Origin of the sequence: Nocardia sp. NPDC051570, from assembly GCF_044454005.1 — a bacterium.
Taxonomy (GTDB): domain Bacteria; phylum Actinomycetota; class Actinomycetes; order Mycobacteriales; family Mycobacteriaceae; genus Nocardia.
This window is the reverse complement of record NZ_JBITDI010000007.1, coordinates 218,940-240,628: the sequence shown is the minus strand read 5'-3', so window position 1 is coordinate 240,628 and position 21,689 is coordinate 218,940. Positions and strand designations below refer to the sequence as shown.

The window sequence follows — 21,689 nt, the reverse complement described above, 5'->3', positions numbered from 1 at the left end:
TCGGATGAAAACGCAAGTGGCCCCGGCGAAAAGCGTGCCGGGGCCACTCGATGCGTGCGGGCCATCGGCCCTCAGGGCTTTGTTATCCCTTGTGAGACTTCACGGCCTCGGTCAGCGCGGGGGCGACGTTGAACAGGTCGCCCACGATGCCGTAGTCGCTGATCTCGAAGATCGGCGCCTCTTCGTCCTTGTTGACCGCGACGATGGTCTTCGAGGTCTGCATGCCCGCGCGGTGCTGGATGGCGCCGGAGATGCCCAGCGCGATGTACAGCTGCGGGGAGACCGTCTTACCGGTCTGACCGACCTGGAACTGGCCCGGGTAGTAGCCCGAGTCGACGGCGGCACGCGAGGCGCCGACCGCGGCACCCAGCGCGTCGGCCAGCGGCTCGACGACCTTGTGGAAGTTGTCCTCACTGCCGACGCCGCGGCCACCGGAGACCACGATGGTGGCCTCGGTGAGCTCCGGACGGTCGCCGCCGGTGATGGGCTCGCGAGCGGTCACCTTGGTGACGCCGTCTTCCTGCGCGGGAACCTCGACGGTGATCTTCTCACCGGCGCCGGCCTGCGGCTTGGCCTCGATGGCGCCCGGGCGCACCGAGATCACCGGCACATCGCCGGTGGCCTTGGCGTCCACGGTGAACGCGCCACCGAAGATGGAATGGGTGACCGAACCGTCGGCCTTGACGTCGATGGCGTCGACCAGCAGGCCGGAGCCGATGCGGGCGGCGAGGCGGCCCGACACCTCCTTGCCCTCGGCCGTGGCGGCCACGAGAACGGCCGCGGGAGAAGCGGATTCGACCAGCCCGGCGAGCACGTCGACCTTCGGGGTGACCAGGAAGCCGTCGACATCGTCGGATTCGGCGACGTAGATCTTCTCCGCACCCGCGGCGGTCAGCGCATCGGCCAGCTTGTCGGCGGTGCCCGCCGCGCCCAGCACGACGGCGGACGGGGTGCCCAGGGTGCGAGCGGCGGTCAGCAGCTCGGTGGTGACCTTCTTCGGCGCGCCTTCGGCGTGCTCCACGAGCACGAGTACTTCTGCCATTGTTCTCTCTCCTGCAGTGTGTTGGCTCGGGGGCGGAATCAGATGATCTTCTGGCCGATGAGGTACTGAGCGATCTGCTGGCCGCCCTCACCCTCGTCGACGATCTTCTCGCCCGCCGTGCGCGGCGGCTTCGGGGTGACACCGGTTACCGCGGTGCCCGCGTTGCCCACACCGACGGTCGACGGGTCGATGCCCAGATCGGCCAGGGTGAAGGTCTGCACTTCCTTCTTCTTGGCGGCCATGATGCCCTTGAAGGAGGGGAAGCGCGGCTCGTTGATCTTCTCGGTCACCGAGACGATGGCCGGCAGCGTGGCCTCGAGCTTGAAGATGCCCTCGTCGGTCTCGCGCTCACCGGTGATCTTGTCGCCGTCCACCGCCAGCTTGCGCAGGTGGGTCAGCTGCGGAATGCCCAGGTACTCGGCGATGATCGCCGGTACGGCGCCCGCGCGACCGTCGGTGGCCTCGTTGCCGGCGATGACCAGTTCGATACCCTCGATCTGGCCCAGTGCACCGGCCAGGACCCACGCGGTCTGCACGGCATCGGATCCGCGGATCGCATCGTCCTTGACGTGAATGGCCTTGTCGGCGCCCATGGACAGCGCCTTGCGGATGGCCTCGGTCGCCCGCTCCGGACCCATCGCGAGCACGGTGACCTCGCCGCCCTGGGCCTCCTTGATCAACAGGGCCTCTTCGACGGCACGCTCGTTGATCTCGTCGAGGATGGCGTCGGCGGCCTCGCGGTCGAGGGTGTAATCGCCATCGGACAGCTTGCGCTCGGACCAGGTGTCGGGAACCTGCTTGATCAGTACGACGATGTTCGGCATTGGTCTTCGTCGACCTCCTGTTCTGGTGGCACGTGAGGTGGGGTCGCACGATCGTTCCGTACGTCCACGAATAGCTCGTGCACGGACATTACCCTACGTTAAGTTACTCATGGGTAACTTACGGTGTGATGTTCTGCATCGCCACTCCGAGTCCCTGTGTGATAGGGCCAGCCGCTAACGTCGAGTGAATGAGCGAGGCCGTTCCCGTGGATCCGCTGCCGTTGACCGGCGAGCGGACGGTGCCGGGTATCCCCGAGGAGAACTACTGGTTCCGCCGCCACGAGATCGCCTACGCGCGACTGCTGGACCGGTGCGCGGGCCGGGAGGTCCTCGAGGCCGGATCGGGAGAGGGCTACGGCGCGAACATGATCGCCGATGTCGCCGCCCGGGTGATCGGGCTGGACTACGACGCGAGTGCGGTCGAACATGTGCGGGCGGCCTATCCGCGGGTGGAGATGATCCAGGGCAATCTGGCCGAGCTGCCGTTCGAGGACGCCTCGGTCGATGTGGTGGTGAACTTCCAAGTCATCGAACATCTCTGGGACCAGGCGCAATTCCTGCGCGAATGCCTGCGCGTGCTGCGGCCGGGCGGCTCGCTGCTGATCAGCACGCCCAACCGGATCACCTTCTCGCCGGGGCGCGATACGCCGTTGAACCCCTTCCACACTCGCGAGCTCGATGCCGCCGAGCTGTCGGAACTGGTGGAGCAGGCCGGATTCCGGGTCGAGCTGATGTCCGGCGTGCACCACGGGCCGGAACTGGTTGCGCTGGACGCCAAATGGGGCGGATCGATCATCGACGCCCAGATCGAGCGGGCGCTGGCCGGTGAGCCCTGGCCCGCGGATCTGGCCGCCGACGTCGCGGCCGTGCGCATCGACGATTTCGCCCTGCGCACCGACGATATCGATGCCAGCCTCGATCTGGTCGCCGTCGCGGTGAAGCCCGAAGATCGGTGAACCGTTGACCGATACCGCCGTTCCCGGCCAGTTCACCCTGGTACTGCATTCCCATCTGCCATGGCTCTCCCGGCACGGCCGCTGGCCGGTGGGGGAGGAGTGGCTCTACCAATCCTGGGCCTCCTCTTATCTTCCCGTCGCACAGGTATTGAGAAACCTTGCCGCCGAGGGGCGTTCGCATCTGCTGAGCCTCGGCATCACCCCGGTGCTGGCCGCCCAGCTCGACGATCCGCACTGTCTGGCCGGAATGCATCACTGGCTGGGCAATTGGCGGTTGCGGGCGGATGAGGCGGCGATGGCGGGTAACCGCGCGCTCGGTCACTACGAGCATCGGCTCGCGACCGCCGCGCTGGCCGACTTCGAACAGCGCTGGCGCCACGGTGGTTCACCGGTCTGGCGGGAGCTGATCGATGCCGAGGCGATCGAACTGCTCGGCGGTCCGCTCGCGCATCCGTTCCAGCCGCTGCTGGATTCGCGGCTGCGGTCGTTCGAACTCACCGAGGGGCTGGCCGACGCCCGGCAGCGCTGGGGGCATACCCCGTCGGGCATCTGGGCGCCCGAATGCGGCTTCACCCCCGGCATGGAAGCGACCTATGCCGCCGCGGGTGTGACGCATTTCATGGTCGACGGTCCGGCGCTGCGCGGGGACACCACGCTCGGGCGGCCGGTCCGGGATTCGCCGGTGCTCGCCTTCGGGCGGGATCTGCAGGTCAGCTACCGGGTGTGGTCGCCGAAGTCCGGTTATCCGGGCCAGCCGCAGTACCGCGACTTCCATCACTACGACCACGAGACCGGTCTCAAGCCCGCGCGAGTCACCGGCAAACAGGTGGCCGGTCCCGACAAGGCCCCTTACGACCCAGATCTCGCCGCGACCGCGGTCCGCCGCGATGTCGAGGACTTCGTGCGGACCGTGCGCGAGCGACTGATCGGCGAATCCGCGCGCATCGGCCGTCCGGCGCTCGTGGTCGCCGCCTTCGACACCGAACTGTTCGGGCACTGGTGGCACGAGGGCCCGCAGTGGCTCGAGCAGGTGTTGCGTGCGCTGCCCGAGGCCGGGGTCACCGTCGGCACCCTCGCCGACGCCCGCGCCCGCGGTTACGTGGGCGAACCTGTGCCGCTGGCGGATTCGTCGTGGGGTTCGGGCAAGGACTGGCGGGTGTGGGCCGGGGAGCCGGTGCGGGATCTGGTGGAACTCAACGCCGAGATCGTGCGCTTGGCGCTGGACACGCTCGACAAGATGCGGGTGCAGGCCGACGGGGTTCGCGATCCGGTCGCCGATCAATTGCTACGTGAGGCGATTCTGGCCGTGTCCAGTGATTGGGCCTTCATGGTCAGCAAGGACTCGGCGGCCGGTTACGCTCGCGACCGCGCCCATCAGCACGCCCATGCCGTCCGGGAGATCGCCGCCGCCGTCACCGGCGGCCAACTCGCCAAAGCCGGGCAGTTGGCGGCAGGATGGTACGCGGCCGACGGACTGTTCCCGGCGCTCGATGCGCGCCGTCTCGAAGGACCCGTATGAAGATATTGATGGTGTCGTGGGAGTACCCACCGGTTGTCGTCGGCGGGTTGGGGCGCCACGTGCACCACCTGGCCACCGAACTCGCTGCGGCGGGGCATGAGGTGGTCGTCCTGGCACGCCGCCCGATGGGCACCGATTCCTCGACCCATCCCACGCACACCTTCATCGAGGACCGCGTGCTGGTCGTCGCGGTGGCCGAGGATCCGCCGTGCTTCGACTTCGGCGACGACATGCTCGCCTGGACGCTGGCCATGGGTCATGCGATGGTCCGGGCCGGTATCGCGCTGAGCAAGCCCGGCATCGCCGAGGGCTGGACCCCGGATGTCGTGCACGCCCACGACTGGCTGGTCGCCCATCCGGCGATCGCGCTGGCCGAACACTACGACGTGCCGCTGGTGTCGACGATCCACGCCACCGAGGCCGGACGGCACAGCGGCTGGGTGTCGGGCAAGGTGAACAAGCAGGTGCATTCGGTCGAATGGTGGCTGGCGCGCGAATCCGACGCGCTCATCACATGTTCGACGTCGATGCAGGACGAGGTGGATCGGCTCTACGGTCCCGAGAACGTGCCCGTGACGGTCATCCGTAACGGAATCGATGTGGGCGCGTGGACCTTTCGCGATCGCGCGCCGCGCCCGGGCCCGCCGCGGCTGCTGTATGTCGGGCGGCTCGAATACGAGAAGGGCGTGCAGGACGCGATCGCCGCGCTGCCGCGGATCCGCCGGGCGCATCCGGGCGCCACGCTCACGATCGCGGGTGTGGGTACCCAATTCGATTGGCTGCGTGAGCGCGCCCGGGTGCACCGGGTCGCCCGCGCGGTGACCTTCGTCGGCCGCCTCGACCACGCCGAACTACTGGGCTGGCTGCACGGCGCGGACGCGATCGTGCTGCCGAGTCGATACGAACCGTTCGGTATCGTCGCCCTCGAGGCGGCCGCCGCCGGAACGCCGCTGGTCACCTCCACCGCGGGTGGGTTGGGCGAGTTGGTGATCGACGGGGTGACGGGCGCGTCGTTCGAACCGGCGGATGTGAACGGTCTGGTGGACGCGGTCACCGCGGTGCTCGACGATCCGGCCGCCGCCCAGGACCGGGCCCACTCCGCCCGCGAGCGGCTGACCGCCGATTTCGCCTGGGAGGTGGTCGCCGCGGAGACGATCCAGGTCTACCAGGCCGCCAAGCGCCGGGTGCGCAATCCGCTCGGCAGGCCCAATATCGTGGAACGGCCGCTGCCGGAGCGGGATCCGAATAGTCCCTGTTAGATCCCCGCTGTCCTCCGAGCCGCTCGGCGCGGAGGGCTCCCCTCAAAGCGGGTTCTGTCCTGGCATTCTGAAATCCCTTACCACTCATCCCTTTTGCCACGATGTTTTCACGCTGGTCGATGGCTGTGCGATGGTTTAAGCTCTGGCTGAATCCTCGGAATGGAGGCGGCGCAGCATGTTGCGAATCCATTGCACGGCTGATGATCTTCTACGCGTATCCATCGCGGAGCAGCCACTGCCGTTGACGGAACTGGCGATCGCGGTGGCGATGATGCAGCGCCGGGATTCCCATCCGATCTTCGCGCCCTGGCGGCAGCAGATGTCGCGGATGCTACCGGTGCGGGCCCGTCCACTGCTGCAGTTGATCTCGCCGCTGGGCGTGGGTCCCGACTTCCTCGAACCGCCCATCGCGAGCGTCGAGGAGGGCATCGAGCAGATCATGTCGACGCCGCGCAAGACGGTATCGGCCGAACTGCAGCGGATGTGGTCGATCGATCGGCCGCAGACGCTGTGGGTGACACAGCTGGCCGAACAGGATCGCGAGGCGTGGAACGATCTGTACCAGGCGTTGCGCTCGGCGTACGCCACCGTCCTGGCCCGGCAGTGGCCACGGCTGCGTACCGCGTTCTATGCCGAAACGGCATGGCGGGCGCGGATTCTGGCGCGGGACGGCCTGCGCGCGGCGCTGTCGGGCACCGATACGTCGGTCCGCTGGCACGGCACCACGCTCGAGGCCGATTCGCCGCATGAGCTCACGGTCTCCACGACCGGGCAGGGGATCACGTTGTATCCCAGCCTGTTGTGGGCCGATCACCCCCTGGTCGCCTTCCAGCCGGACGGCCGGCTGCTGCTGGTCTATCCGTCGACCACCCCGTTGCCGCTGGTGGACGGCGAGGAGGAACCGGCCGATTCGATCGCGGCCCTGCTCGGCGTCACCCGCGCGCGAGCCCTGCAGTCGGTGATCCAGCAGCGCACCACCACCGAACTCGCCCTGGATCTGGGGCTGACCATCGGTGCGGCGTCCATGCAGGCGAAGGCGTTGCGCGAGGCCGGTCTTATCACCTCCCAGCGCGACGGCAAGGCCGTCTGGCATCAGTGCACTCCGCTCGGCATGGATCTGCTCACCGCCAACCGCCGCTGAATCCGCGCCGCGGTCGGCACGCGATAACCTGCGGGTATGGGTGTGCCTACGACTCGAATGCTGGTGTTGGCGGTGGTGCGGATGGCACAGCCGGTGCACGGATACGACGTGCGCCGGGAGTTGTTGTCCTGGCACGCCGATAGCTGGGCCAATGCCAAGCCCGGTTCCATCTACGGCGCGCTGAAGACGTTGCAGCGGGAGGGTTTGATCGCCGTCGAGGGGGTTGGACAGGACGGGGCTCGTCCGGAGCGCACGACGTATCGCATGACGGCCGAGGGGGAGAAGGAATTCGGCGATATGGTCCGCACGGCGCTGTGGTCCACCGAACAGCCCAAACATCCCTATCACGCGGCGGTCTCGCTGTTTCCGGCGGCGCCTCGCGACGAGGTCCTGACCGCACTGCGCAGCCGTATCCAGATGTTCGAGGCCGAGCTGACCCGTCTGGACCGGGAGGTGCGGCGGATTCTCGCCGGATCCGGCGATCCCGCCGAGGCCGAACCGCATAACGTCGCCGACCTCATCCGACTGTCCGCCGATCACATCCGGGCGGATCTGGAGTGGACGCGAAAGACGTTGCAGCGCATCGAAAGCGGTGAGCTGGACGTCTGGACCGCCGCGCACTGGAGAAGTATTCAAGCCTGAATACTAAAGCTTGACTATTCGAGCCGTTGTTCCTACCGTTCTCGGCATGGAAACGACGGCTACGGTTCGTGGCCACACTCGGACCTCGGTTATCCGAGTTCTGGGGCTGGCGCGGACATTTCACACCACATCAGGACCGGTCGAGGCCGTCACGGGCGTCGACTTCGAGGTGCTCGACGGCGAGATCGTCGGGCTGCTCGGGCCCAACGGCGCGGGCAAGACGACCACACTGCGCATGATCGCGACGCTGCTCGCGCCCACCGCGGGCGAGGCCACGATCGCCGAGGCCGATCTGCGGACCGATCCACGCACCGTGCGCTCGCGCATCGGCTATGTCGCCCAGGGCGGCATGACCTCCGGCGAGGAGCTCGTCATCGATGAATTGGTCTTGCAGGCACGGTTTTTCGGTATGAGCAGGGCCGCCGCCGCGGCCAGTGCCGAAACCCTGCTGACCGCACTGGAATTGGAGGGCCTGGGCCGCCGCCGGTGTCGCGAACTGTCCGGCGGGCAGCGTCGCCGCGTCGATATCGCCCTGGGCCTGGTGCACCACCCGGGCCTGATCTATCTCGACGAGCCCACTGCCGGACTGGATCCGCAGAGCCGCGCCAACCTGTGGGAGCATATCCGGCGGCTGCGCGAACAGGGCGCCACGATCGTGCTCACCACGCATTACCTCGAGGAGGCCGACGCGCTGTGTGACCGCGTCCTGGTGATGGACCATGGCGGCATCGTCGCCACCGGCACGCCCGATGAGCTCAAACAGCGCATCGCGGGCGATGTGATCAGCCTCGAAATCGACGGTGCGCACGCCGATCTCGCGATCCGGATCGCCGAACAGGCGCTCCCGCTGCGCTCCCGGCTGCGCGCCGACGGGCTGGTGCATCTGACCGTTCCGCGCGGCGACGTCGCGGTGGTGCCGCTGCTGCGCGCCCTGGGCGAAAACGGCATCACCCCGGCATCTTTGACCGTCAAACGCCCCAGCCTCGATGATGTGTTCCTCACCCTCACCGGGCGCTCCCTGCGGGAGGATCGATGAACTTCCTTCGCGAGACCGGACTGGTGTTCTGGTCGCAACTGCGCGGTCAGCTGCGTAATCCGATGTGGGTCTTCATCGGATTGAGTCAGCCGATCCTGTATCTGGTGCTGTTCGGGCCGCTGCTGAAGGCCCTCGCGCCCGTGCTCGGCAGCGGCGCCGATCCGTGGCGGATCCTGACTCCGGCGCTGGTCATCCAGCTGGGGCTGTTCGGCTCGATCGGCGCGGGATTCGGCATGGTCTGGGAATTGCGCGCCGGGGTGATCGAGCGGCAGCGGGTCACGCCCGCCGCGCGCGGGGCGCTGCTGCTGGGGCGGGTGGTCAAGGATATGGTCGTGCTGATCGTGCAGGCGCTGCTGCTGGTCGTGGTCGCGATGCTCGCATTCTCCTTGCGGCCCAACGCCCTCGGCTTGCTCGCCTCGGTGCTGCTGATCGCGGTGATGGCCGCGGGACTGGCGTCGGGCTCCTATGCGCTGGCACTGTGGTCGCGGTCGGAGACCGTGCTCGCCTCGATCACCAACGGCCTGTCGGTGCCGATCATGCTGCTGTCGGGCATCCTGTTGCCGATGAGTCTGGCGCCCACCTGGCTGCGCGTCATCTCCGATATCAATCCCTTCAAGCACACCGTCGATGCCGCCCGCGCGCTGTTCCGCGGTGAGTTCACCGGGTCGGAGGTGTATCTGGGCGTCGGCCTCACGGTGGTCATCGCGGTGCTACTGATCGTGGTCGGTGCGCGCAGCTTCGCACGCGAGAACGCCTGAGCCGGTGGATGTTTCGTGGCCCGCATGCAGGTATTCGTCGATCATGCGGGCAACGCGCGGCGCGGACCAGGTGCGGCCGATGACGAAGTAGAGCGCCGCCAGCACGATCAGGGGCAGGTCCCATCAAGCTCTAAGTATCTTAGAAACTGAGATAGTGAGAAGCTAAGGTATAGTGGCCGCATGGCGCAAGAGGCGGCGGAACAGCCGGATGGGATCGCCTTCGGGCGCGAATTCGCGGCGGCCATGGTGAACTTCCATGCGGCGACCGGAAAGTTGTTGGGGCTGGGCGCCTCCGAACGCAAATGCATGGACACCCTGAATCGGCTCGGACCGGTCACGGCGGGTGCGATCGCCGAACACACCGGGCTGACCACGGGCGCGGTCACCGGACTGGTCGACCGGCTGGAGAAGGCCGGATACGCCCGCCGCGTCCGCGATCCGCGTGATCGCCGCAAGGTACTGGTCGAACTCGTCCCCAATGACGAGGTCGACGCGCTGCTGGGCGCGGTGTTCATCCCGTTCGGCGAGGATATGGGCGCGCTGGGCGCGCGCTATACACCGCAGGAGAACGCGGCCATCCTCGACTGGGTCCGGCGCACGACCGAGATCCTGATCACCAACACCCGCCGCATCTCCGCGGCCGAATTCCGCCACGCCGTGCTCGAGGGTCAATGACCTGCTGAAGGTGTGCGCCAGGCAAACTGGGCGAACCTGACGCATCGGATCGGTGAACGCTGCGTGTGACGGGTATCTCGTTCACCGGACTGGCACCGGATCGACACTCACAGGTAGCCCCGGGGCCGATTGGAACCGGCTTCATTAGGACATGACCACTACGTCAGTGCTGACCGCGGGCCGCGCCGCGGGCGCGGGGGTGGGCTCACAGTACTCCCTCGTGGTGTCCTCCGATCTCGAACACCGCACGGCCGCCCAGCGGCTGCGCTACCAGGTCTTCTCCTCCGAGCCGGGATTCGATATCCCCGAGAACGCGGCGGGCCTGGACGCCGACCGATTCGACGAGCACTGCGACCATCTGCTGGTCCGCGACGAGCTGACCGATCAGTTCGTCGGCTGCTATCGAATGTTGCCGCCGGACAAGGTGTCCGCCGCGGGCGGGTATTACACCGCCACCGAATTCGACCTCACCGACATGGATCCCGCGGGCCGGCGGATCGTGGAGATGGGCCGCGCGTGCGTGGTGCCCGACCACCGTAACGGCTCGACGCTCACGCTCATGTGGGCGGGCATCCTGCACTACATCCAGCTCACCGGCTACGACTGGGTCATGGGCTGTGTCTCGGTGCCGATGTCCGAGACCCCCGGCGACGCGCCCGGGGTGAACGTGCGCGGCGTGCGAGATCTGTTGCTGGCCAAGCACGCCTGCGATCCGGCCCAGCGGGTGCGCCCGCACAATCCGGTGATCGTGGACGGCCACACCCTCGACGAACTGGTACCGCCCGCCCGGCCGAAGCTGCCGCCGCTGCTGCGTGGCTATCTGCGTCTGGGCGCGTCGATTTGCGGTGAGCCCGCGCACGATCCCGACTTCGGCGTCGCCGATTTCGTTGCGCTGCTGGGCCTGGAGACCATCAACACCCGTTATCTGGAGCGGCTGCAGAGCGCCGCGAACACCTTCGACGGACGGTGAACATGACTCCCGCACTGCTGTCACCCACCACCGGATCGCTGGCCTGTCCGCCGGCCGCACCGGTGCACGCGTGGATGCCGTCGAGCCCGTGCGGGCCGAGCTGCGTCGAGATCGCCCCGGCCGCCGGGACCGTGCGCACCGGCGCCCGGGTGCTCGGCATGGTCGGACTGCTGCTGGCCTTTCCCGCGGTCAATCTGGCCACGCCGAAGCGATATCGCGCCGGATTGCACCGCCGCTACGCCCGCGCGGCGCTGCGCAGCTGCGGTATCCGGCTGCGGGTGATCGATCAGCGAACGTCGGTGCCGGACAACGACTCCGGAACGCTCGTGGTGGCCGGACATGTCGGCTGGACCGATGTGGTGGCGCTGGCCGCCGTGGATCCGATGGGCTTCGTGGCCCGCGCGGATCTCATCGACTGGCCGGTACTCGGCGGGCTCGCGCGACTGATGCGGGTCATCCCGATCGAACGCGAGCGGCTGCGGCAGCTGCCCGAGGTGATCGACGCGATGGCGCGGCGGCTGGTCGCGGGGGAGCGGATCGCCATGTTCCCCGAGGGCACTACCTGGTGCGGCCGGGCCCACGGCCGTCCGCGCCCGGCGCTGTTCCAGGCCGCGATCGACGCCGGTGCGCCGGTGCAGCCGATCCGGTTGCGCTATCTCGATCGCGACGGCGAGCTCTCGACCGTGCCCGGCTTCGTCGGCGTCGACACCTTCCTCGATTCGGCGCGGCGCGTGCTGCGATCCAAAGGCGTTGTCGCCGAGATCGTTCTGCTGCCGCTCGAGGAGCCCGGCGACGATCGCCACGATCTGGCCCGCCGCTGCGAGGCCGCGCTGCGGGGCGAGGAGAAGTTCGTCGATATCGACGCCCACGCGACGGCCGTCGGCACCGGACCCACCCGCGAGATCGTGCCCGATATCGAGCTCGACCGGGTCGCCCGCTAGCGCAGCCGCAGCCGCATGGACGGATCCCTGCTGGGTTCGAAACCCAGTGCGGTGTAGAGCGGTGCGCCGAATTCGGAGGCGTTGAGGTCGACCACGCGCACGTCCCGGCGGCGGAACCAGTCCAGCAGGGCGACCATGCAGGCGCGCGAATAGCCTTGGCGGCGTTGATCTTCCCAGGTCGCGACGTTGAAGATAAAGCCGCGCGTGCCGGAGGGATTCTTCGGCGAACCCAGCAAATGTTCGATGGCACCGACGGCGCAGGCGGCCAGCATCCCCGGTTCACCCGGCCGGTCGACCACGAACGCGGTCATCGAGCCGTCGGGATCGGCCAGCTCCTTGCGCAGCGTCTCGACAACGTTCGCACGCCAATTCGTCTCGTCCTGAACCGGCCCGTTCAGCGACTCCAGCATCACCGCCCGCAGCCGCACCAATTCCGCCGTATCCGCCACAACCGCCTGCCGAGCCACCGTCATGATCACGACCCTAATCGCGGCGAATCGGTTCGCGCGACGGCATTTCCGGCTCGGCGCGGGCTCGCAGCGCCGCGCCGGGCGAAGGACCTATACGGGAATGAAACCCAGCCCTCGGCATGCCGTATCGGCGATCTTGCGTAACTCCTTGGCCCCCAGGCCGTCTCGGGCACGCTGGGACATGCCCTGGACGACCGCGCCGATGAACTCGGCGACGGCATGCGGTTCGGTGTCGTGGGGGATCAGGCCGCGGTCGCGGTCGGTTGCCAGTCGCTCGGACAGGAGAGTGATGTTGGCGTTGCGCATATCTCGAAGGCGTTCCGCCACATGCTGATTGGTGGATCCCACCGCGACCGCACTGGCAATGATCAGACAGCCACCGGGGCAGTGCTCCGGCGCGTAGGCCTCGGCGGCCTCCATCAGCAGGCGGCGAATGAGGTTGCGGGAGTCGGACTCCTCGGCAAACACGCGGGCGGTGAAGGCGCCGTGCGTGGCGTTGTAGCGGTCGACCGCGGCGAAGAACACGTCCTTCTTGCTGCCGAACGCGGCGTAGAGGCTCGGCGCCTTGATACGCATCGCCTTGGTGAGCATGGCGATGGAGGTGCCCTCGTAGCCGTGCCGCCAGAACACGTGCATCGCCCGGTCGAGCGCGGTGTCGTAATCGAACTTACGGCCTTGGCCAGGCACGCCTGACATCGCGCTCTCCTTCCTCGGCACGTCGGTGCGTGACCGCATCACGTCAGGCACCCACACTACTCGTGTAGCGATCGTTAAAAGTATGCAGTAGTGTCTGCGGCGGGGGCAAACTTCCCGCCTTTGCTGGCATTCACTCGCACACGATGTGATTGCGACACCGGGGTCGCAAGGGGAATTACAGGGCACCAAGCTCGTTCACGAGGGGGACTCGTCATGCGTACTCACGCATTGCTCAAGGCGCCGACAACGAGAAGGAGCAGCACTGAGACATCCGACAGCGTCGCTGTCACGGCGTCCCCGCCGCGCGCGGTAGATGCGAACACCGCGATCTTGTGGATGTTGCCGGCCGTCTTCGGGGTCGGCACCGTCGAATATCTCGTTGCCGGTGTGCTGCAGGATATTTCGCACGACACCGGCGTCTCCGACGCGACTGTGGGCCTGTTGATCACCGCCTACGCGGTCACCGTGATGATCGGCGGCCCACTGCTGACCGTACTTACCACCCGGGTGCCGCGCACCCCGCTCATCGTGGCGCTCATGACGACCTTCGTCCTGGGCAATATCGGCACCGCACTGACGCCGAACTTCGCGACGCTGGTGGTGTTCCGGATCATCACCGCACTGCCGCACGCCACCTTCTTCGCGCTGTGCCTGGTGCTGGCCACCTCGCTGGTCGAACCGCAGTACCAGGGCCGAGTGATCGCGCGGGTGGCGCTCGGGCTGAATCTGGCCACGGTGCTGGGTGTTCCGCTGGGCACGCTCGTCAGCAACGGGCTGGGCTGGCGCTGGTCGTTCGCTCTGGTGGCGATCTTCCAGACGATCGTGACCATCGCGCTCGTACTCGCGACCCGGCGTGCGCCGTCGCACCCGACCGGCAGTATCGCGGCCGAGATCAAGGTCTTCACCAAGGCGCCGGTGCTCTGGGCCCTGGCGCTCACGGCACTGAGTCAGGCCGCGCTGTTCGTGTTGTTCACCTACATCGCGCCCTTCCTCACCGACACCGCCGGATTCTCCTCGGGCACGGTCACGATCCTACTGTTCGTCTTCGGTGCGGGTTCGGTGCTGGGCAACCAGCTCGGTGGCCACTTCGCCGACAAGTCCATCGATCGCACGTTGTACGTCGCGATCACCGCGCTGGTGGTGACGCTGGCGCTGCTCGCCGTGTTCGGCGGACAGCGGTGGTTCGTCGCGCCGTGGCTGTTTGTCCTGGGCGCAACCGGTTTCGCGATCATCCCGCCGCTGGCGTCGAAGTTGATCAGCGCCGCCAGCGCCGCCCCACATCTGGCCGCCACGGTGAACATCGCCGGATTCCAGCTGGCCAACGCCGCCGGAGCGTGGATCGGGTCCCTCGCGCTGTCGCTCGGCGCCGAGGTGTCCATACTGCCGCTCGTCGGCGCCGTCCTCGGCGCGGCGGCGATGGCACTGCTCGTGGCGAGCAGGGCCGGTAGCCGGTCGGCCGCCGTGCCGTCCAGACCACGGGAGCAACCATGATGACGGCCGCGGTGATCGATGCCCGCATTCGGCCTCGGTGGTGACCGTTCCGCTTCGTGTAGTCCGAACGAACCGAGTCCGAAGGTCGCGGAGCGGCTGCGTATTACGTTGGCAGATTCCTGGACCGTCGGGTTGACGGCCAGGCCTTCGCCCTGGCCCTCAGTTCATTTGGACCGAGCGGGTGGAGTTGCCCATGATCATGCGGTCGATCGTGCTGGTGGCGCTGCTGGGGTCGTTCGCGGCGCCGATTGCGGCCAGCAGGGGGACGTAGTGGTCGGCCGTCGGGTGGGCGACCGAGGCGCCGGGCGCTTTGCGCCGGTAGTCGGTGAGGGCATCGACGTCGCCCCGTTCGAGTGCGTCGACGGTCCACTCGTCGAAGGCTTGGGTGTATGCGGCGAGGTCCGGGTGGCGGAAGACCGCGAAGCTGTGGGTCATGAAGCCCGAGCCGATGATCAGGATGCCTTCGTCCCGTAGGGATCGCAGACGTGCCCCGAACTCGAGCAATGCGGTGGGATCGAGGCTGGGCATCGACAACTGGACGACCGGAACGTCGGCCGCGGGATACATGGCCATGAGGGGGATGAACGCGCCGTGGTCGAGACCTCGGTCCGGGTGCTCGTGCACCGTGGTCGCCGGACCGAGTGTGGCCGTGAGCCGGCGGGCGAGGTCGGTCGCGTCCGGGGTCGCGTAGGGCAGGGTCTTGTAGCGGGGGTGGAAGCCGCTGAAGTCGTAGTAGAGCGGGGTGCCCGCCGCGGCGCCCGAGATCGCGGCCGGTGCGTCCTCCCAGTGCGCTGAAATGATCACGATGGCTTTGGGTTTGGGCAGGGACTGCGCCCACGTGAACAGGTCGTCGAGCCACTGCGGGTCGTCGAGGGTGAAGGGCGCTCCGTGGCTGATGAACAGGCTGGGCAACGCCCCATCGGCCGGGGCCCAGAGCCGCTGTTCGTGGGCCCGAGGCAGGACCCGGGCGAGGTGATCGTCGTAGGCCCCGGCCGGGATGTGAGAGGTGGGCAGGGTGGTCATGGCGTGTCGTTCCTTACCGGACGGAGGCGGGTGTGGCCCGGGCGGCCCGATACTCGGGTCGCCCGGGACTCGTTGCGGGAGTTCATCTGTGGCCCGCTGCTGGACCCGGGCGGTTCACCCGTGATCATCGGAAGTGTCGGGACGGCGAGTCGTCGCCCGCTGCGGTGGTCAGCCGAAGATCGGGGTCTCGGTGGTGTAGAGGAAGCGAGTCTTCGAGCGGTCGATGAACTTCTCCTCGTCCGCGGCGATGGTCGTGGTGTAGGTGTCGGAGGTGAACCAGCGGGCGGCGTCGGCGATATCGTCGACCCACACCTCGGCGACACCGTCGTAGACGATGGTGTTGATGCCGGGGATCTCGTCGGCGGTGGGCAAGAGCTGGACATAGCGCCGGACCGGGACCTCGCCGCCGGGCACGCTCGCGATCAGCGGGGTGTGCTTCTGCGTCCAGTAGTCCACGAACTCCGTGTGGGTGAGGTCTGCGCGCCGGGTCAGGAAGATGCTGAGCTTGATCACTGAGGACTCCTCGAGGTCGAGATTGACTTGCCTGGGCAACTCATAAGATAGACCGCTTTCGCTTGCCTAGGCAACAGATATTTGTTGCCCGGGCAAGTTAAAGTGGACGGTATGAACGAACCGTCGCCGTGGCTCGACGCCGAGCAGCAGGAACTCTGGCAGGACCTTCTCACCGTCGTGATCGCCCTGCCCGCGGCCCTGGACCGTCAGTTGCAGCGCGACGCGGGCATCTCGAACTTCGAGTACAGCGTGCTCGCGCGGTTGTCGATGGCGGATCGGTTCACGATGCGGCTCAGCGAGCTGGCCCGGGACTGCGACAGCACTCTCCCGCGACTGTCGAAGCTGATGGACCGCTTCGAGGCGCGGGAGTGGATCGTTCGTCGAATCGACCCGAGCGACGGCCGCTACACCTTGGCCACGCTGACCGACAGCGGTCGGCAGAAAGTGGTCGACAGCGCGCCGGGACATGTCGCGCAGGTGCGCCGACTCGTGTTCGACCCGCTGACCACCGTGCAGCGCCGCCACCTCGGCGCGGCGCTTTCCGGCATCGCCGAGACCGTGCGGCGGGAGACCGCCGGTGGTCCCACCGGCTGAGTGCGCTCACCGCTCGCGCGGCATTTCTGAAAGATCAACTGACGGAGCCGATTACGTGACGCGGGCACTTCTCATGTCACCTTGATGACAACCTTGCCCGACGTGTGACCGTTCTCGACGGCGGCGAGGGCGGCCGGGGCGTCGGAGAGCGGATGGACCGCGGTGATCACGGGTGCGAGGACTCCGTCGAGGGCCAGCCGGGCGGACCGTTCCAGGTTCTCGCGGTCGAGGCGACGTTCGACGATGCGCCCGCCGAGATCGGGCACAGACGAATCACCCACGGCGATGACGTTGCGGGGATCCCGGGCCAGTGGAGCGACCGTCCGCAGCGAGGCGCCTCCGACCAGGTCGACGATCCCGTCGAAGCCGTCCGGAACCAGTTCCGCATCACCGACCTCGAGCCCGGCGACGTCCTCGCCCAGGGCGAGAACGGTTCCCGCTGCCTCCATGCCCAGCACGCGGGGAAACTGACGCCCGCCGTCGAGCCCGGAGACCAGACCCGAGCGCAGCAGATGGTCGAGGGGATTCACGCCGGCGACGTCGACCCGGATCAGCACCTCGCCGCGGCCGGGGACGGGATCGGGACGCTCGAAGAACTCCTGCACCTCGGGCCCGCCATATCTGCCGAAACCCCACGCCTGCCCCATCTTCCGCTGCCTCCCGTGTGACCGACCCCGGTGGTTCCGGGCCCTGCGGCCATCCTCACCCCTCACACCGACGTGAGGGGCAAGCGGCTGAGCTACAGGTCACGACATCAGGCCGACCGTGCCACCGGTTCCGGGGCCGTGGACAGCTCCGCCGTTCAGGGCTGCCCACCGTAGAAGGCACTGAAGGCATCGATGAAGTCTCGGCCGCCGCAACTGATCAGGCCGATTACTCCTCCGATCGGGGCGAGGATGGATCCCACGAAGAAGAGGCCGACCGCCGAGCCGATGAGTGCCCCCCATCCTCCGCACGGTGCGGCGTTGTTGAATTCCCAGTTCCACCAGTCCGCGGTGCTGTCGAAATCCTGTCGCCGCAGCACCGGAGTGACCGTGGGCTCTGGCGTCGACTCTCGGCCCTCGGCCACGGAGTACGAGGAGGGCAGCGGGGCATCCGCCTGCACGGTGCCGTAGACGGGAACCGGGTCCGATCCTGCCGGTGAGGCCTGGGCGGTGCCTGCCGCTACCGCGACCAATATGGCGGCGGCAGCTGTGATTCCAGTGAACATGAGGATCTCCTTCGCTCGAGAAGTCTCGTCTGGCGAACCTTCGATGAAGATCAAGTCACATCCAGCAACTTCACAGCAATCCATGGCGAGGTTACTCCAGCGGAAGGGTCGTCCGGCGCGAAATGGACAAACGCCGTCTATCGGACCTGCGGGGTGCTGGATGGCCGTCATCACGCCGGGCAGTCATGAATCCATGCAGTGCGCTGGCCCGCGATCGGATCTGGCTGGCGTTGTACCGCAAGCGCATTCGCTCGGCGGGCAGGCCGGAGATCGGTCCCCCGGCCGTCACCACGGACCGATGAAACCCTCGAGTGTCGCGAGAATCAGCGCGCCCAGCAGGGCCAGGCCGAAGGCGGCCGCGACGGTGAGGGCGAGCGTGCGGGCCAGGCGGGGGCCGTTCGCCCGTGCGATGAGCAGGCCCGCCACCGCGCCGAGCGCCGCCAGCAGCACCCCGCCGCCGATCACCAGATAGAACACCGAGGCGAGTGCCGCATTGATCGCGTCGCCGACGCCGCGGGCGTAGTCGCCGAACGGGATGGGGAATCGATACACGCTCGCCATGACCGCCGCGGCGACGGGCGCGGTGAGCACCGCGGCCAGCGCGCCCCACGCCGCCGCGGCCCAGGCCACCAGTCCCGTCGAACGAGACTCGCGAGGTTGTCCGATCCCCATGCGTTGCTCGACCTCCTGCACCGATTGGTCACCGAATCCTAGACGTCCGCACCCTCCCGGCCTCGTCCGCGCATGACAGAGTGGGTTCATGACTGCCCGTTTCGTACTGATTCTTCAGCACATCGCCGTGGAGAAGCCCGGCCTGATCGCCGAGGTGCTCGACGGGTGCCCGATGCGGATCGAGAGCCCGCTGCAGCAGGCCGATATCTCCGCGGTGGAGCTGCCTGCCGTCGATGAGCTGGCGGGTCTGGTGGTGATGGGCGGGCCCATGAACGCGGATGCCGTCGACGAGTATCCGGGTCTGAAGCTCGAGCGCGATCTGCTCGCGGCGGCCGTCGAGGCGCGGGTGCCGACGCTGGGCATCTGCCTGGGCGCCCAATTACTCGCTCGCGCGGTGGATCTGGCGGTGCTGCCCGGCAGTGGCACCGAAATCGGCTGGGCGCCACTGGCCGATGTCGATGCCGACGATCCCGTGGTCGGCCCGCTGGCCCAGGCTCCCGCCGTGCTGCACTGGCACGGCGACCGCATCGTCGCGGCCTCCGGCACCCCCGTGCTGGCTCGCACGGAAATCACGCCCTGCCAAGCATTCCGGATCGGTCCGTCGGCGTGGGGCCTGCAATTCCATCCTGAGGTCACCCCGGCGCTGCTCGACGACTGGCTGACCGAACCGTCCTTCGTCGCGGAGGCCGAGCGGGCGCTGGGTCCAGGCGCGCTGGCCCGGCTGCGCGCCGACGCCCGCACCATCGCCCCGGGCCTGCGCCCTCTGGCCGAACGCGGCCTACGCCACTTCCGTTCGCTGATCGAGGCCCGTCTCTGACGAGTTCAGTTGCCGTACTGCTTGGTTTCGGGCCGTTCGATCAGAAGTGCGTGCGCCGGTTCCTCGGCCACCGGCCGATGCTCGACCCCGCGCGGCACGACGAAAACCTCACCGGGACCGAGCATTACCGGCTCGCGGTCCTGAAGTTCGATGCGGAAGGTGCCATCCCAGCACAGGAACAGCTCGTCCTCATCGTGGTGGTGCCAGGGGAATTCGCCGTGCAGGCGGGCGATACGAACCACGGTGTCGTTGGCCGTGGCCAGATCCCGCGGCTGCCAGGGTCCGGCCAGATCGGCGATGACATCGGTGATGGAGATCTTGCTCATGATTCGATCCTGCTTGCCGATGCCGGTGTGTGGCAACCTGTTCCGCGCGATGATGTCCCTCGTGCCGTGCGCGTATCGCCCGACCGTCAGGAGTGCCGGATTGCCGTGTTGTAGAGCCAGTTGTGCAGCCAGGCGGTGGCGGTGGTGCCGTAATCGTCGACGACGTAGTGCGGATAGGACTGGTGGGCACCGGATTTCAGGAACTGCTCCACCTGGCGCTGCCACTGTTCGCTGGCCGGATCGTTGGGCGGGGCGTTGAGAATGGCCGTGCCGCCCGGGACCAGGGCCTCGGACAGGATGGATTGCAGGGTCTGCGCGTAGTTGCCGATCTGCAGCGGGTCGGGGGCCGACAGCTGGGTGGCGAATCCGGCGAAACGTCCCGCCAGATCGTCGGTGGGCACCGCGCAGTAGAGATCGCCTGCGGCGCAGAAGGTTCGGACCTTCGGGCCGAGCCAGCCGAAGCCGCCGATGCGAGGGCCGCCCGCGCCGATGCCGGGGACGGGTGGGCCGACGAGAGCGTCGGTGGGGGCGCGGCGCGGATCCGAGAGCAGCCCGACGGCGACGACCCGGTCCGGCGCCACGACGCCGAGCCCGGTGCCGATCTCCGCGGCCAGATCACCGGCGGCGTCGGCGCCCTGGCTGTAGCCGAGAAGCGCGAAACGCGTTGCGCCGCATCGGGCGGCCGTGTCCGCGACCATGGCCCGGGCGTTGTTGACGGCCTCGCGCTTGGACAGGCCGTAGACCTCACCCTCCCAGGGCAGGGCGGTGGCGGCGTAGCTGACGTAATCGGTGTGCACCGTGCCGGGCAGGCCCCGGGTGATCAGCGACAGCATGCCCTCGCGCGGTTCGTCGCGGGAGGTCTCCCAGGTGCCGGGTACGGCCACCACATTCAGATCCGGGCAGTCGCCGGAGGCCGCGGACGCCCGCGGTGTGGCGGTCGCGCACAGGATTCCTGCCGCGACTGCCACGGCAGTCAGGGCGGCTGAACAAGCCGTTCTCAGTGATCGCGCGGTTCGATATGACACGCTGAGCCTTTCTGCCCGGATAGTGGATAGGTAGCGGTTGTCCCGCGCGCCAAGCGACGCCGGCATCCGATGAACATACGGTCAGAAAATACCAAGAAACCGGCCGGTCGGGTGACGTTCGGTGAACATGACGGGAGGTCGACGATGAATACGACGATATCCGGCGATGGTGGGCCGTCGGTGGGGTGGATCGGAGTCGGGCGGATGGGCGCGGCGATGGTGACCCGTCTGGCCGAGGCGGGTGTGGCCCCGGCGGTCTGGAATCGCACCCGGAGCAAGGCGGAACCGCTTGCGGCCCTGGGCTGTACGGTCGTCGACGAGATCGCCCAGCTGCGCCGTCGCGAGGTGGTGTTCACGATGGTGTCCGGATCCGCGGACTTCGAGCAGGTGCTGTTCGGCGCGGGCGGACTCCTCGCCGACGCCGCGACACTCCCGGCGGCGGTGGTGGACTGTTCGACCGTCTCGGCCGAGACCTCCGCGGCCGTCCGCGAGGCCTGCGATCGGCTGGGCGTGGGCTTCCTCGCCGCCCCGGTCAGCGGCAATCCGAAAGTCGTTGGGGCGGGCGAACTCTCGATCGCGGCATCCGGTCCCGTGCAGACCTTCGACCGGGTCGCGCCGCTGCTGCACCGGATCGGCCGGTCGGTGACCTACGTCGGCGACGGCGATGTCGCCCGGCTGGTCAAGATCTGCCACAACCTGTTCCTCGGCGTGGTCACCCAGTCCCTCGCCGAGATCACCGTGCTGGCCGAGAAGGGCGGGGTGAGCCGCGCCGCGCTGCTCGACTTCCTCAACAACAGCGTGCTGGGCTCGGTATTCACCCGCTACAAGTCACCGGCCTTCGTGCACCTGGACTACACCCCGACCTTCACTCCGGTCCTACTGCGCAAGGACTTCGATCTGGGCCTGGCCGCCGCCCGGCAACTCGACGTGCCGATGCCCGTCGCGGCCGCCACCGCCCAGCTGATCCAGGCCGCCGTCAGCAGCGGCCGGGTGGACGAGGACTTCGCGGTGCTCCTGGACCTGCAGGCCCGCAGCGCCGGGCTGGACCTCGAGCCGGAGAACGTCGCCGTCGACGACGGACTCGGCTGA

25 protein-coding genes are annotated in these 21,689 nt (G+C 68.0%); 14 read left to right on the top strand and 11 right to left on the bottom strand.

Translation table 11 applies throughout. The annotated features are described in order from the left end of the window. Positions 1–82: 82 nt before the first annotated feature. On the bottom strand, positions 83–1,042 hold the full coding sequence (locus ACIA76_RS19800) for an electron transfer flavoprotein subunit alpha/FixB family protein (RefSeq protein WP_397153287.1): 960 nt from the start codon (positions 1,040–1,042) through the stop codon (positions 83–85). Positions 1,043–1,080: 38 nt separating this feature from the next. Further along, positions 1,081–1,866, bottom strand: a complete 786-nt coding sequence (locus tag ACIA76_RS19795; RefSeq protein WP_397153286.1) for an electron transfer flavoprotein subunit beta/FixA family protein — start codon at positions 1,864–1,866, stop codon at positions 1,081–1,083. Positions 1,867–2,054: 188 nt separating this feature from the next. Between ACIA76_RS19795 and ACIA76_RS19790 the strand changes: the two genes are divergently transcribed. The 10 genes from ACIA76_RS19790 to ACIA76_RS19745 all read left to right on the top strand — a co-directional run bounded on the left by ACIA76_RS19790 (position 2,055) and on the right by ACIA76_RS19745 (position 11,763). After that, positions 2,055–2,822 carry a class I SAM-dependent methyltransferase gene (locus ACIA76_RS19790; RefSeq protein WP_397153285.1) on the top strand — a complete coding sequence of 256 codons (768 nt, stop codon included), beginning with the start codon at positions 2,055–2,057 and terminating at the stop codon, positions 2,820–2,822. A gap of 4 nt (positions 2,823–2,826) precedes the next feature. Then, entirely contained in the window at positions 2,827–4,341 is a 1,515-nt protein-coding gene (locus ACIA76_RS19785) for a 1,4-alpha-glucan branching protein domain-containing protein (protein WP_397153284.1), read from the top strand. Further along, positions 4,338–5,600, top strand: a complete 1,263-nt coding sequence (locus ACIA76_RS19780) for a glycosyltransferase family 4 protein (RefSeq protein WP_397153283.1) — start codon at positions 4,338–4,340, stop codon at positions 5,598–5,600. The genes ACIA76_RS19785 and ACIA76_RS19780 overlap by 4 nt, the downstream gene beginning before the upstream one ends. A gap of 241 nt (positions 5,601–5,841) precedes the next feature. Further along, complete coding sequence (locus tag ACIA76_RS19775) at positions 5,842–6,741, top strand: DUF5937 family protein (protein WP_397153282.1); 900 nt, start codon at positions 5,842–5,844, stop codon at positions 6,739–6,741. 36 nt (positions 6,742–6,777) lie between these two features. After that, positions 6,778–7,383, top strand: a complete 606-nt coding sequence (locus tag ACIA76_RS19770; RefSeq protein ID WP_397153281.1) for a PadR family transcriptional regulator — start codon at positions 6,778–6,780, stop codon at positions 7,381–7,383. Between the two features lie 46 nt (positions 7,384–7,429). Continuing rightward, positions 7,430–8,419: an ATP-binding cassette domain-containing protein gene (locus ACIA76_RS19765; protein ID WP_397153280.1), complete on the top strand. Its 990-nt coding sequence runs from the start codon at positions 7,430–7,432 to the stop codon at positions 8,417–8,419. Further along, positions 8,416–9,177, top strand: coding sequence for an ABC transporter permease (locus ACIA76_RS19760; protein ID WP_397153279.1), 762 nt, complete (start codon positions 8,416–8,418; stop codon positions 9,175–9,177). The genes ACIA76_RS19765 and ACIA76_RS19760 overlap by 4 nt, the downstream gene beginning before the upstream one ends. A gap of 180 nt (positions 9,178–9,357) precedes the next feature. Continuing rightward, complete coding sequence (locus tag ACIA76_RS19755; protein WP_397153278.1) at positions 9,358–9,852, top strand: MarR family winged helix-turn-helix transcriptional regulator; 495 nt, start codon at positions 9,358–9,360, stop codon at positions 9,850–9,852. Positions 9,853–10,003: 151 nt separating this feature from the next. Next, positions 10,004–10,822: a GNAT family N-acetyltransferase gene (locus ACIA76_RS19750; RefSeq protein ID WP_397153277.1), complete on the top strand. Its 819-nt coding sequence runs from the start codon at positions 10,004–10,006 to the stop codon at positions 10,820–10,822. A 2-nt stretch (positions 10,823–10,824) separates the two neighbouring features. Beyond that, positions 10,825–11,763 (top strand): lysophospholipid acyltransferase family protein, encoded by a 939-nt coding sequence (locus ACIA76_RS19745; RefSeq protein ID WP_397153276.1) that lies wholly within the window; start codon positions 10,825–10,827, stop codon positions 11,761–11,763. Here the strand turns inward: ACIA76_RS19745 and ACIA76_RS19740 are convergent. Together ACIA76_RS19740 and ACIA76_RS19735 are read right to left on the bottom strand one after the other, a co-directional pair. After that, the gene (locus tag ACIA76_RS19740; RefSeq protein WP_397153275.1) at positions 11,760–12,236 is read right to left on the bottom strand and encodes a GNAT family N-acetyltransferase; all 477 of its coding nucleotides are present in this window, start codon (positions 12,234–12,236) and stop codon (positions 11,760–11,762) included. The two genes, ACIA76_RS19745 and ACIA76_RS19740, sit on opposite strands and share 4 nt — an antisense overlap. Before the next feature lie 87 nt (positions 12,237–12,323). After that, a complete protein-coding gene (locus tag ACIA76_RS19735; RefSeq protein ID WP_397153274.1) occupies positions 12,324–12,929 on the bottom strand; it encodes a TetR/AcrR family transcriptional regulator in 606 nt (201 codons plus the stop codon). 336 nt (positions 12,930–13,265) lie between these two features. Here ACIA76_RS19735 and ACIA76_RS19730 point away from each other — a divergent pair, with 336 nt between their 5' ends. Further along, positions 13,266–14,420, top strand: coding sequence for an MFS transporter (locus ACIA76_RS19730; protein WP_397153273.1), 1,155 nt, complete (start codon positions 13,266–13,268; stop codon positions 14,418–14,420). 159 nt (positions 14,421–14,579) lie between these two features. Here ACIA76_RS19730 and ACIA76_RS19725 read toward each other — a convergent pair whose 3' ends face one another. After that, positions 14,580–15,443: a DODA-type extradiol aromatic ring-opening family dioxygenase gene (locus ACIA76_RS19725; protein ID WP_397153272.1), complete on the bottom strand. Its 864-nt coding sequence runs from the start codon at positions 15,441–15,443 to the stop codon at positions 14,580–14,582. 168 nt (positions 15,444–15,611) lie between these two features. After that, the gene (locus tag ACIA76_RS19720; RefSeq protein WP_397153271.1) at positions 15,612–15,956 is read right to left on the bottom strand and encodes an EthD domain-containing protein; all 345 of its coding nucleotides are present in this window, start codon (positions 15,954–15,956) and stop codon (positions 15,612–15,614) included. Between the two features lie 111 nt (positions 15,957–16,067). Here ACIA76_RS19720 and ACIA76_RS19715 point away from each other — a divergent pair, with 111 nt between their 5' ends. Further along, positions 16,068–16,550, top strand: coding sequence for a MarR family winged helix-turn-helix transcriptional regulator (locus ACIA76_RS19715; protein WP_397153270.1), 483 nt, complete (start codon positions 16,068–16,070; stop codon positions 16,548–16,550). A gap of 71 nt (positions 16,551–16,621) precedes the next feature. Here ACIA76_RS19715 and ACIA76_RS19710 read toward each other — a convergent pair whose 3' ends face one another. The 3 genes from ACIA76_RS19710 to ACIA76_RS19700 all read right to left on the bottom strand — a co-directional run bounded on the left by ACIA76_RS19710 (position 16,622) and on the right by ACIA76_RS19700 (position 18,453). Then, positions 16,622–17,197 (bottom strand): zinc-binding dehydrogenase, encoded by a 576-nt coding sequence (locus tag ACIA76_RS19710; RefSeq protein WP_397153269.1) that lies wholly within the window; start codon positions 17,195–17,197, stop codon positions 16,622–16,624. A 155-nt stretch (positions 17,198–17,352) separates the two neighbouring features. After that, positions 17,353–17,760, bottom strand: a complete 408-nt coding sequence (locus ACIA76_RS19705; RefSeq protein ID WP_397153268.1) for a hypothetical protein — start codon at positions 17,758–17,760, stop codon at positions 17,353–17,355. 285 nt (positions 17,761–18,045) lie between these two features. Further along, positions 18,046–18,453 (bottom strand): hypothetical protein, encoded by a 408-nt coding sequence (locus ACIA76_RS19700; RefSeq protein WP_397153267.1) that lies wholly within the window; start codon positions 18,451–18,453, stop codon positions 18,046–18,048. Positions 18,454–18,520: 67 nt separating this feature from the next. Here ACIA76_RS19700 and ACIA76_RS19695 point away from each other — a divergent pair, with 67 nt between their 5' ends. After that, positions 18,521–19,249: a type 1 glutamine amidotransferase gene (locus tag ACIA76_RS19695; RefSeq protein ID WP_397153266.1), complete on the top strand. Its 729-nt coding sequence runs from the start codon at positions 18,521–18,523 to the stop codon at positions 19,247–19,249. Between the two features lie 5 nt (positions 19,250–19,254). Here the strand turns inward: ACIA76_RS19695 and ACIA76_RS19690 are convergent, their stop codons facing one another. Together ACIA76_RS19690 and ACIA76_RS19685 are read right to left on the bottom strand one after the other, a co-directional pair. Then, positions 19,255–19,575 (bottom strand): cupin domain-containing protein, encoded by a 321-nt coding sequence (locus ACIA76_RS19690; protein WP_397153265.1) that lies wholly within the window; start codon positions 19,573–19,575, stop codon positions 19,255–19,257. 86 nt (positions 19,576–19,661) lie between these two features. Next, positions 19,662–20,543, bottom strand: a complete 882-nt coding sequence (locus tag ACIA76_RS19685; protein ID WP_397153264.1) for a cutinase family protein — start codon at positions 20,541–20,543, stop codon at positions 19,662–19,664. 201 nt (positions 20,544–20,744) lie between these two features. On the opposite strand from ACIA76_RS19685, the gene ACIA76_RS19680 reads away from it, so the two are divergent. Further along, positions 20,745–21,689 (top strand): NAD(P)-dependent oxidoreductase, encoded by a 945-nt coding sequence (locus ACIA76_RS19680; protein ID WP_397153263.1) that lies wholly within the window; start codon positions 20,745–20,747, stop codon positions 21,687–21,689.

Excerpts from the sequence above, each read along its gene's own strand:
- ACIA76_RS19740 (WP_397153275.1), bottom strand. The coding sequence starts at position 12,236 with ATGACGGTGGCTCGGCAGGCGGTTGTGGCGGATACGGCGGAATTGGTG.
- ACIA76_RS19690 (WP_397153265.1), bottom strand. The coding sequence starts at position 19,575 with ATGAGCAAGATCTCCATCACCGATGTCATCGCCGATCTGGCCGGACCC.
- ACIA76_RS19790 (WP_397153285.1), top strand. The coding sequence starts at position 2,055 with ATGAGCGAGGCCGTTCCCGTGGATCCGCTGCCGTTGACCGGCGAGCGG.
- ACIA76_RS19730 (WP_397153273.1), top strand. The coding sequence starts at position 13,266 with ATGTTGCCGGCCGTCTTCGGGGTCGGCACCGTCGAATATCTCGTTGCC.
- ACIA76_RS19755 (WP_397153278.1), top strand. The coding sequence starts at position 9,358 with ATGGCGCAAGAGGCGGCGGAACAGCCGGATGGGATCGCCTTCGGGCGC.
- ACIA76_RS19725 (WP_397153272.1), bottom strand. The coding sequence starts at position 15,443 with ATGACCACCCTGCCCACCTCTCACATCCCGGCCGGGGCCTACGACGAT.
- ACIA76_RS19745 (WP_397153276.1), top strand. The coding sequence starts at position 10,825 with ATGACTCCCGCACTGCTGTCACCCACCACCGGATCGCTGGCCTGTCCG.
- ACIA76_RS19735 (WP_397153274.1), bottom strand. The coding sequence starts at position 12,929 with ATGTCAGGCGTGCCTGGCCAAGGCCGTAAGTTCGATTACGACACCGCG.
- ACIA76_RS19760 (WP_397153279.1), top strand. The coding sequence starts at position 8,416 with ATGAACTTCCTTCGCGAGACCGGACTGGTGTTCTGGTCGCAACTGCGC.
- ACIA76_RS19680 (WP_397153263.1), top strand. The coding sequence starts at position 20,745 with ATGAATACGACGATATCCGGCGATGGTGGGCCGTCGGTGGGGTGGATC.
- ACIA76_RS19770 (WP_397153281.1), top strand. The coding sequence starts at position 6,778 with ATGGGTGTGCCTACGACTCGAATGCTGGTGTTGGCGGTGGTGCGGATG.
- ACIA76_RS19765 (WP_397153280.1), top strand. The coding sequence starts at position 7,430 with ATGGAAACGACGGCTACGGTTCGTGGCCACACTCGGACCTCGGTTATC.
- ACIA76_RS19795 (WP_397153286.1), bottom strand. The coding sequence starts at position 1,866 with ATGCCGAACATCGTCGTACTGATCAAGCAGGTTCCCGACACCTGGTCC.
- ACIA76_RS19750 (WP_397153277.1), top strand. The coding sequence starts at position 10,004 with ATGACCACTACGTCAGTGCTGACCGCGGGCCGCGCCGCGGGCGCGGGG.
- ACIA76_RS19710 (WP_397153269.1), bottom strand. The coding sequence starts at position 17,197 with ATGGGGCAGGCGTGGGGTTTCGGCAGATATGGCGGGCCCGAGGTGCAG.
- ACIA76_RS19780 (WP_397153283.1), top strand. The coding sequence starts at position 4,338 with ATGAAGATATTGATGGTGTCGTGGGAGTACCCACCGGTTGTCGTCGGC.
- ACIA76_RS19695 (WP_397153266.1), top strand. The coding sequence starts at position 18,521 with ATGACTGCCCGTTTCGTACTGATTCTTCAGCACATCGCCGTGGAGAAG.
- ACIA76_RS19705 (WP_397153268.1), bottom strand. The coding sequence starts at position 17,760 with ATGTTCACTGGAATCACAGCTGCCGCCGCCATATTGGTCGCGGTAGCG.
- ACIA76_RS19715 (WP_397153270.1), top strand. The coding sequence starts at position 16,068 with ATGAACGAACCGTCGCCGTGGCTCGACGCCGAGCAGCAGGAACTCTGG.
- ACIA76_RS19800 (WP_397153287.1), bottom strand. The coding sequence starts at position 1,042 with ATGGCAGAAGTACTCGTGCTCGTGGAGCACGCCGAAGGCGCGCCGAAG.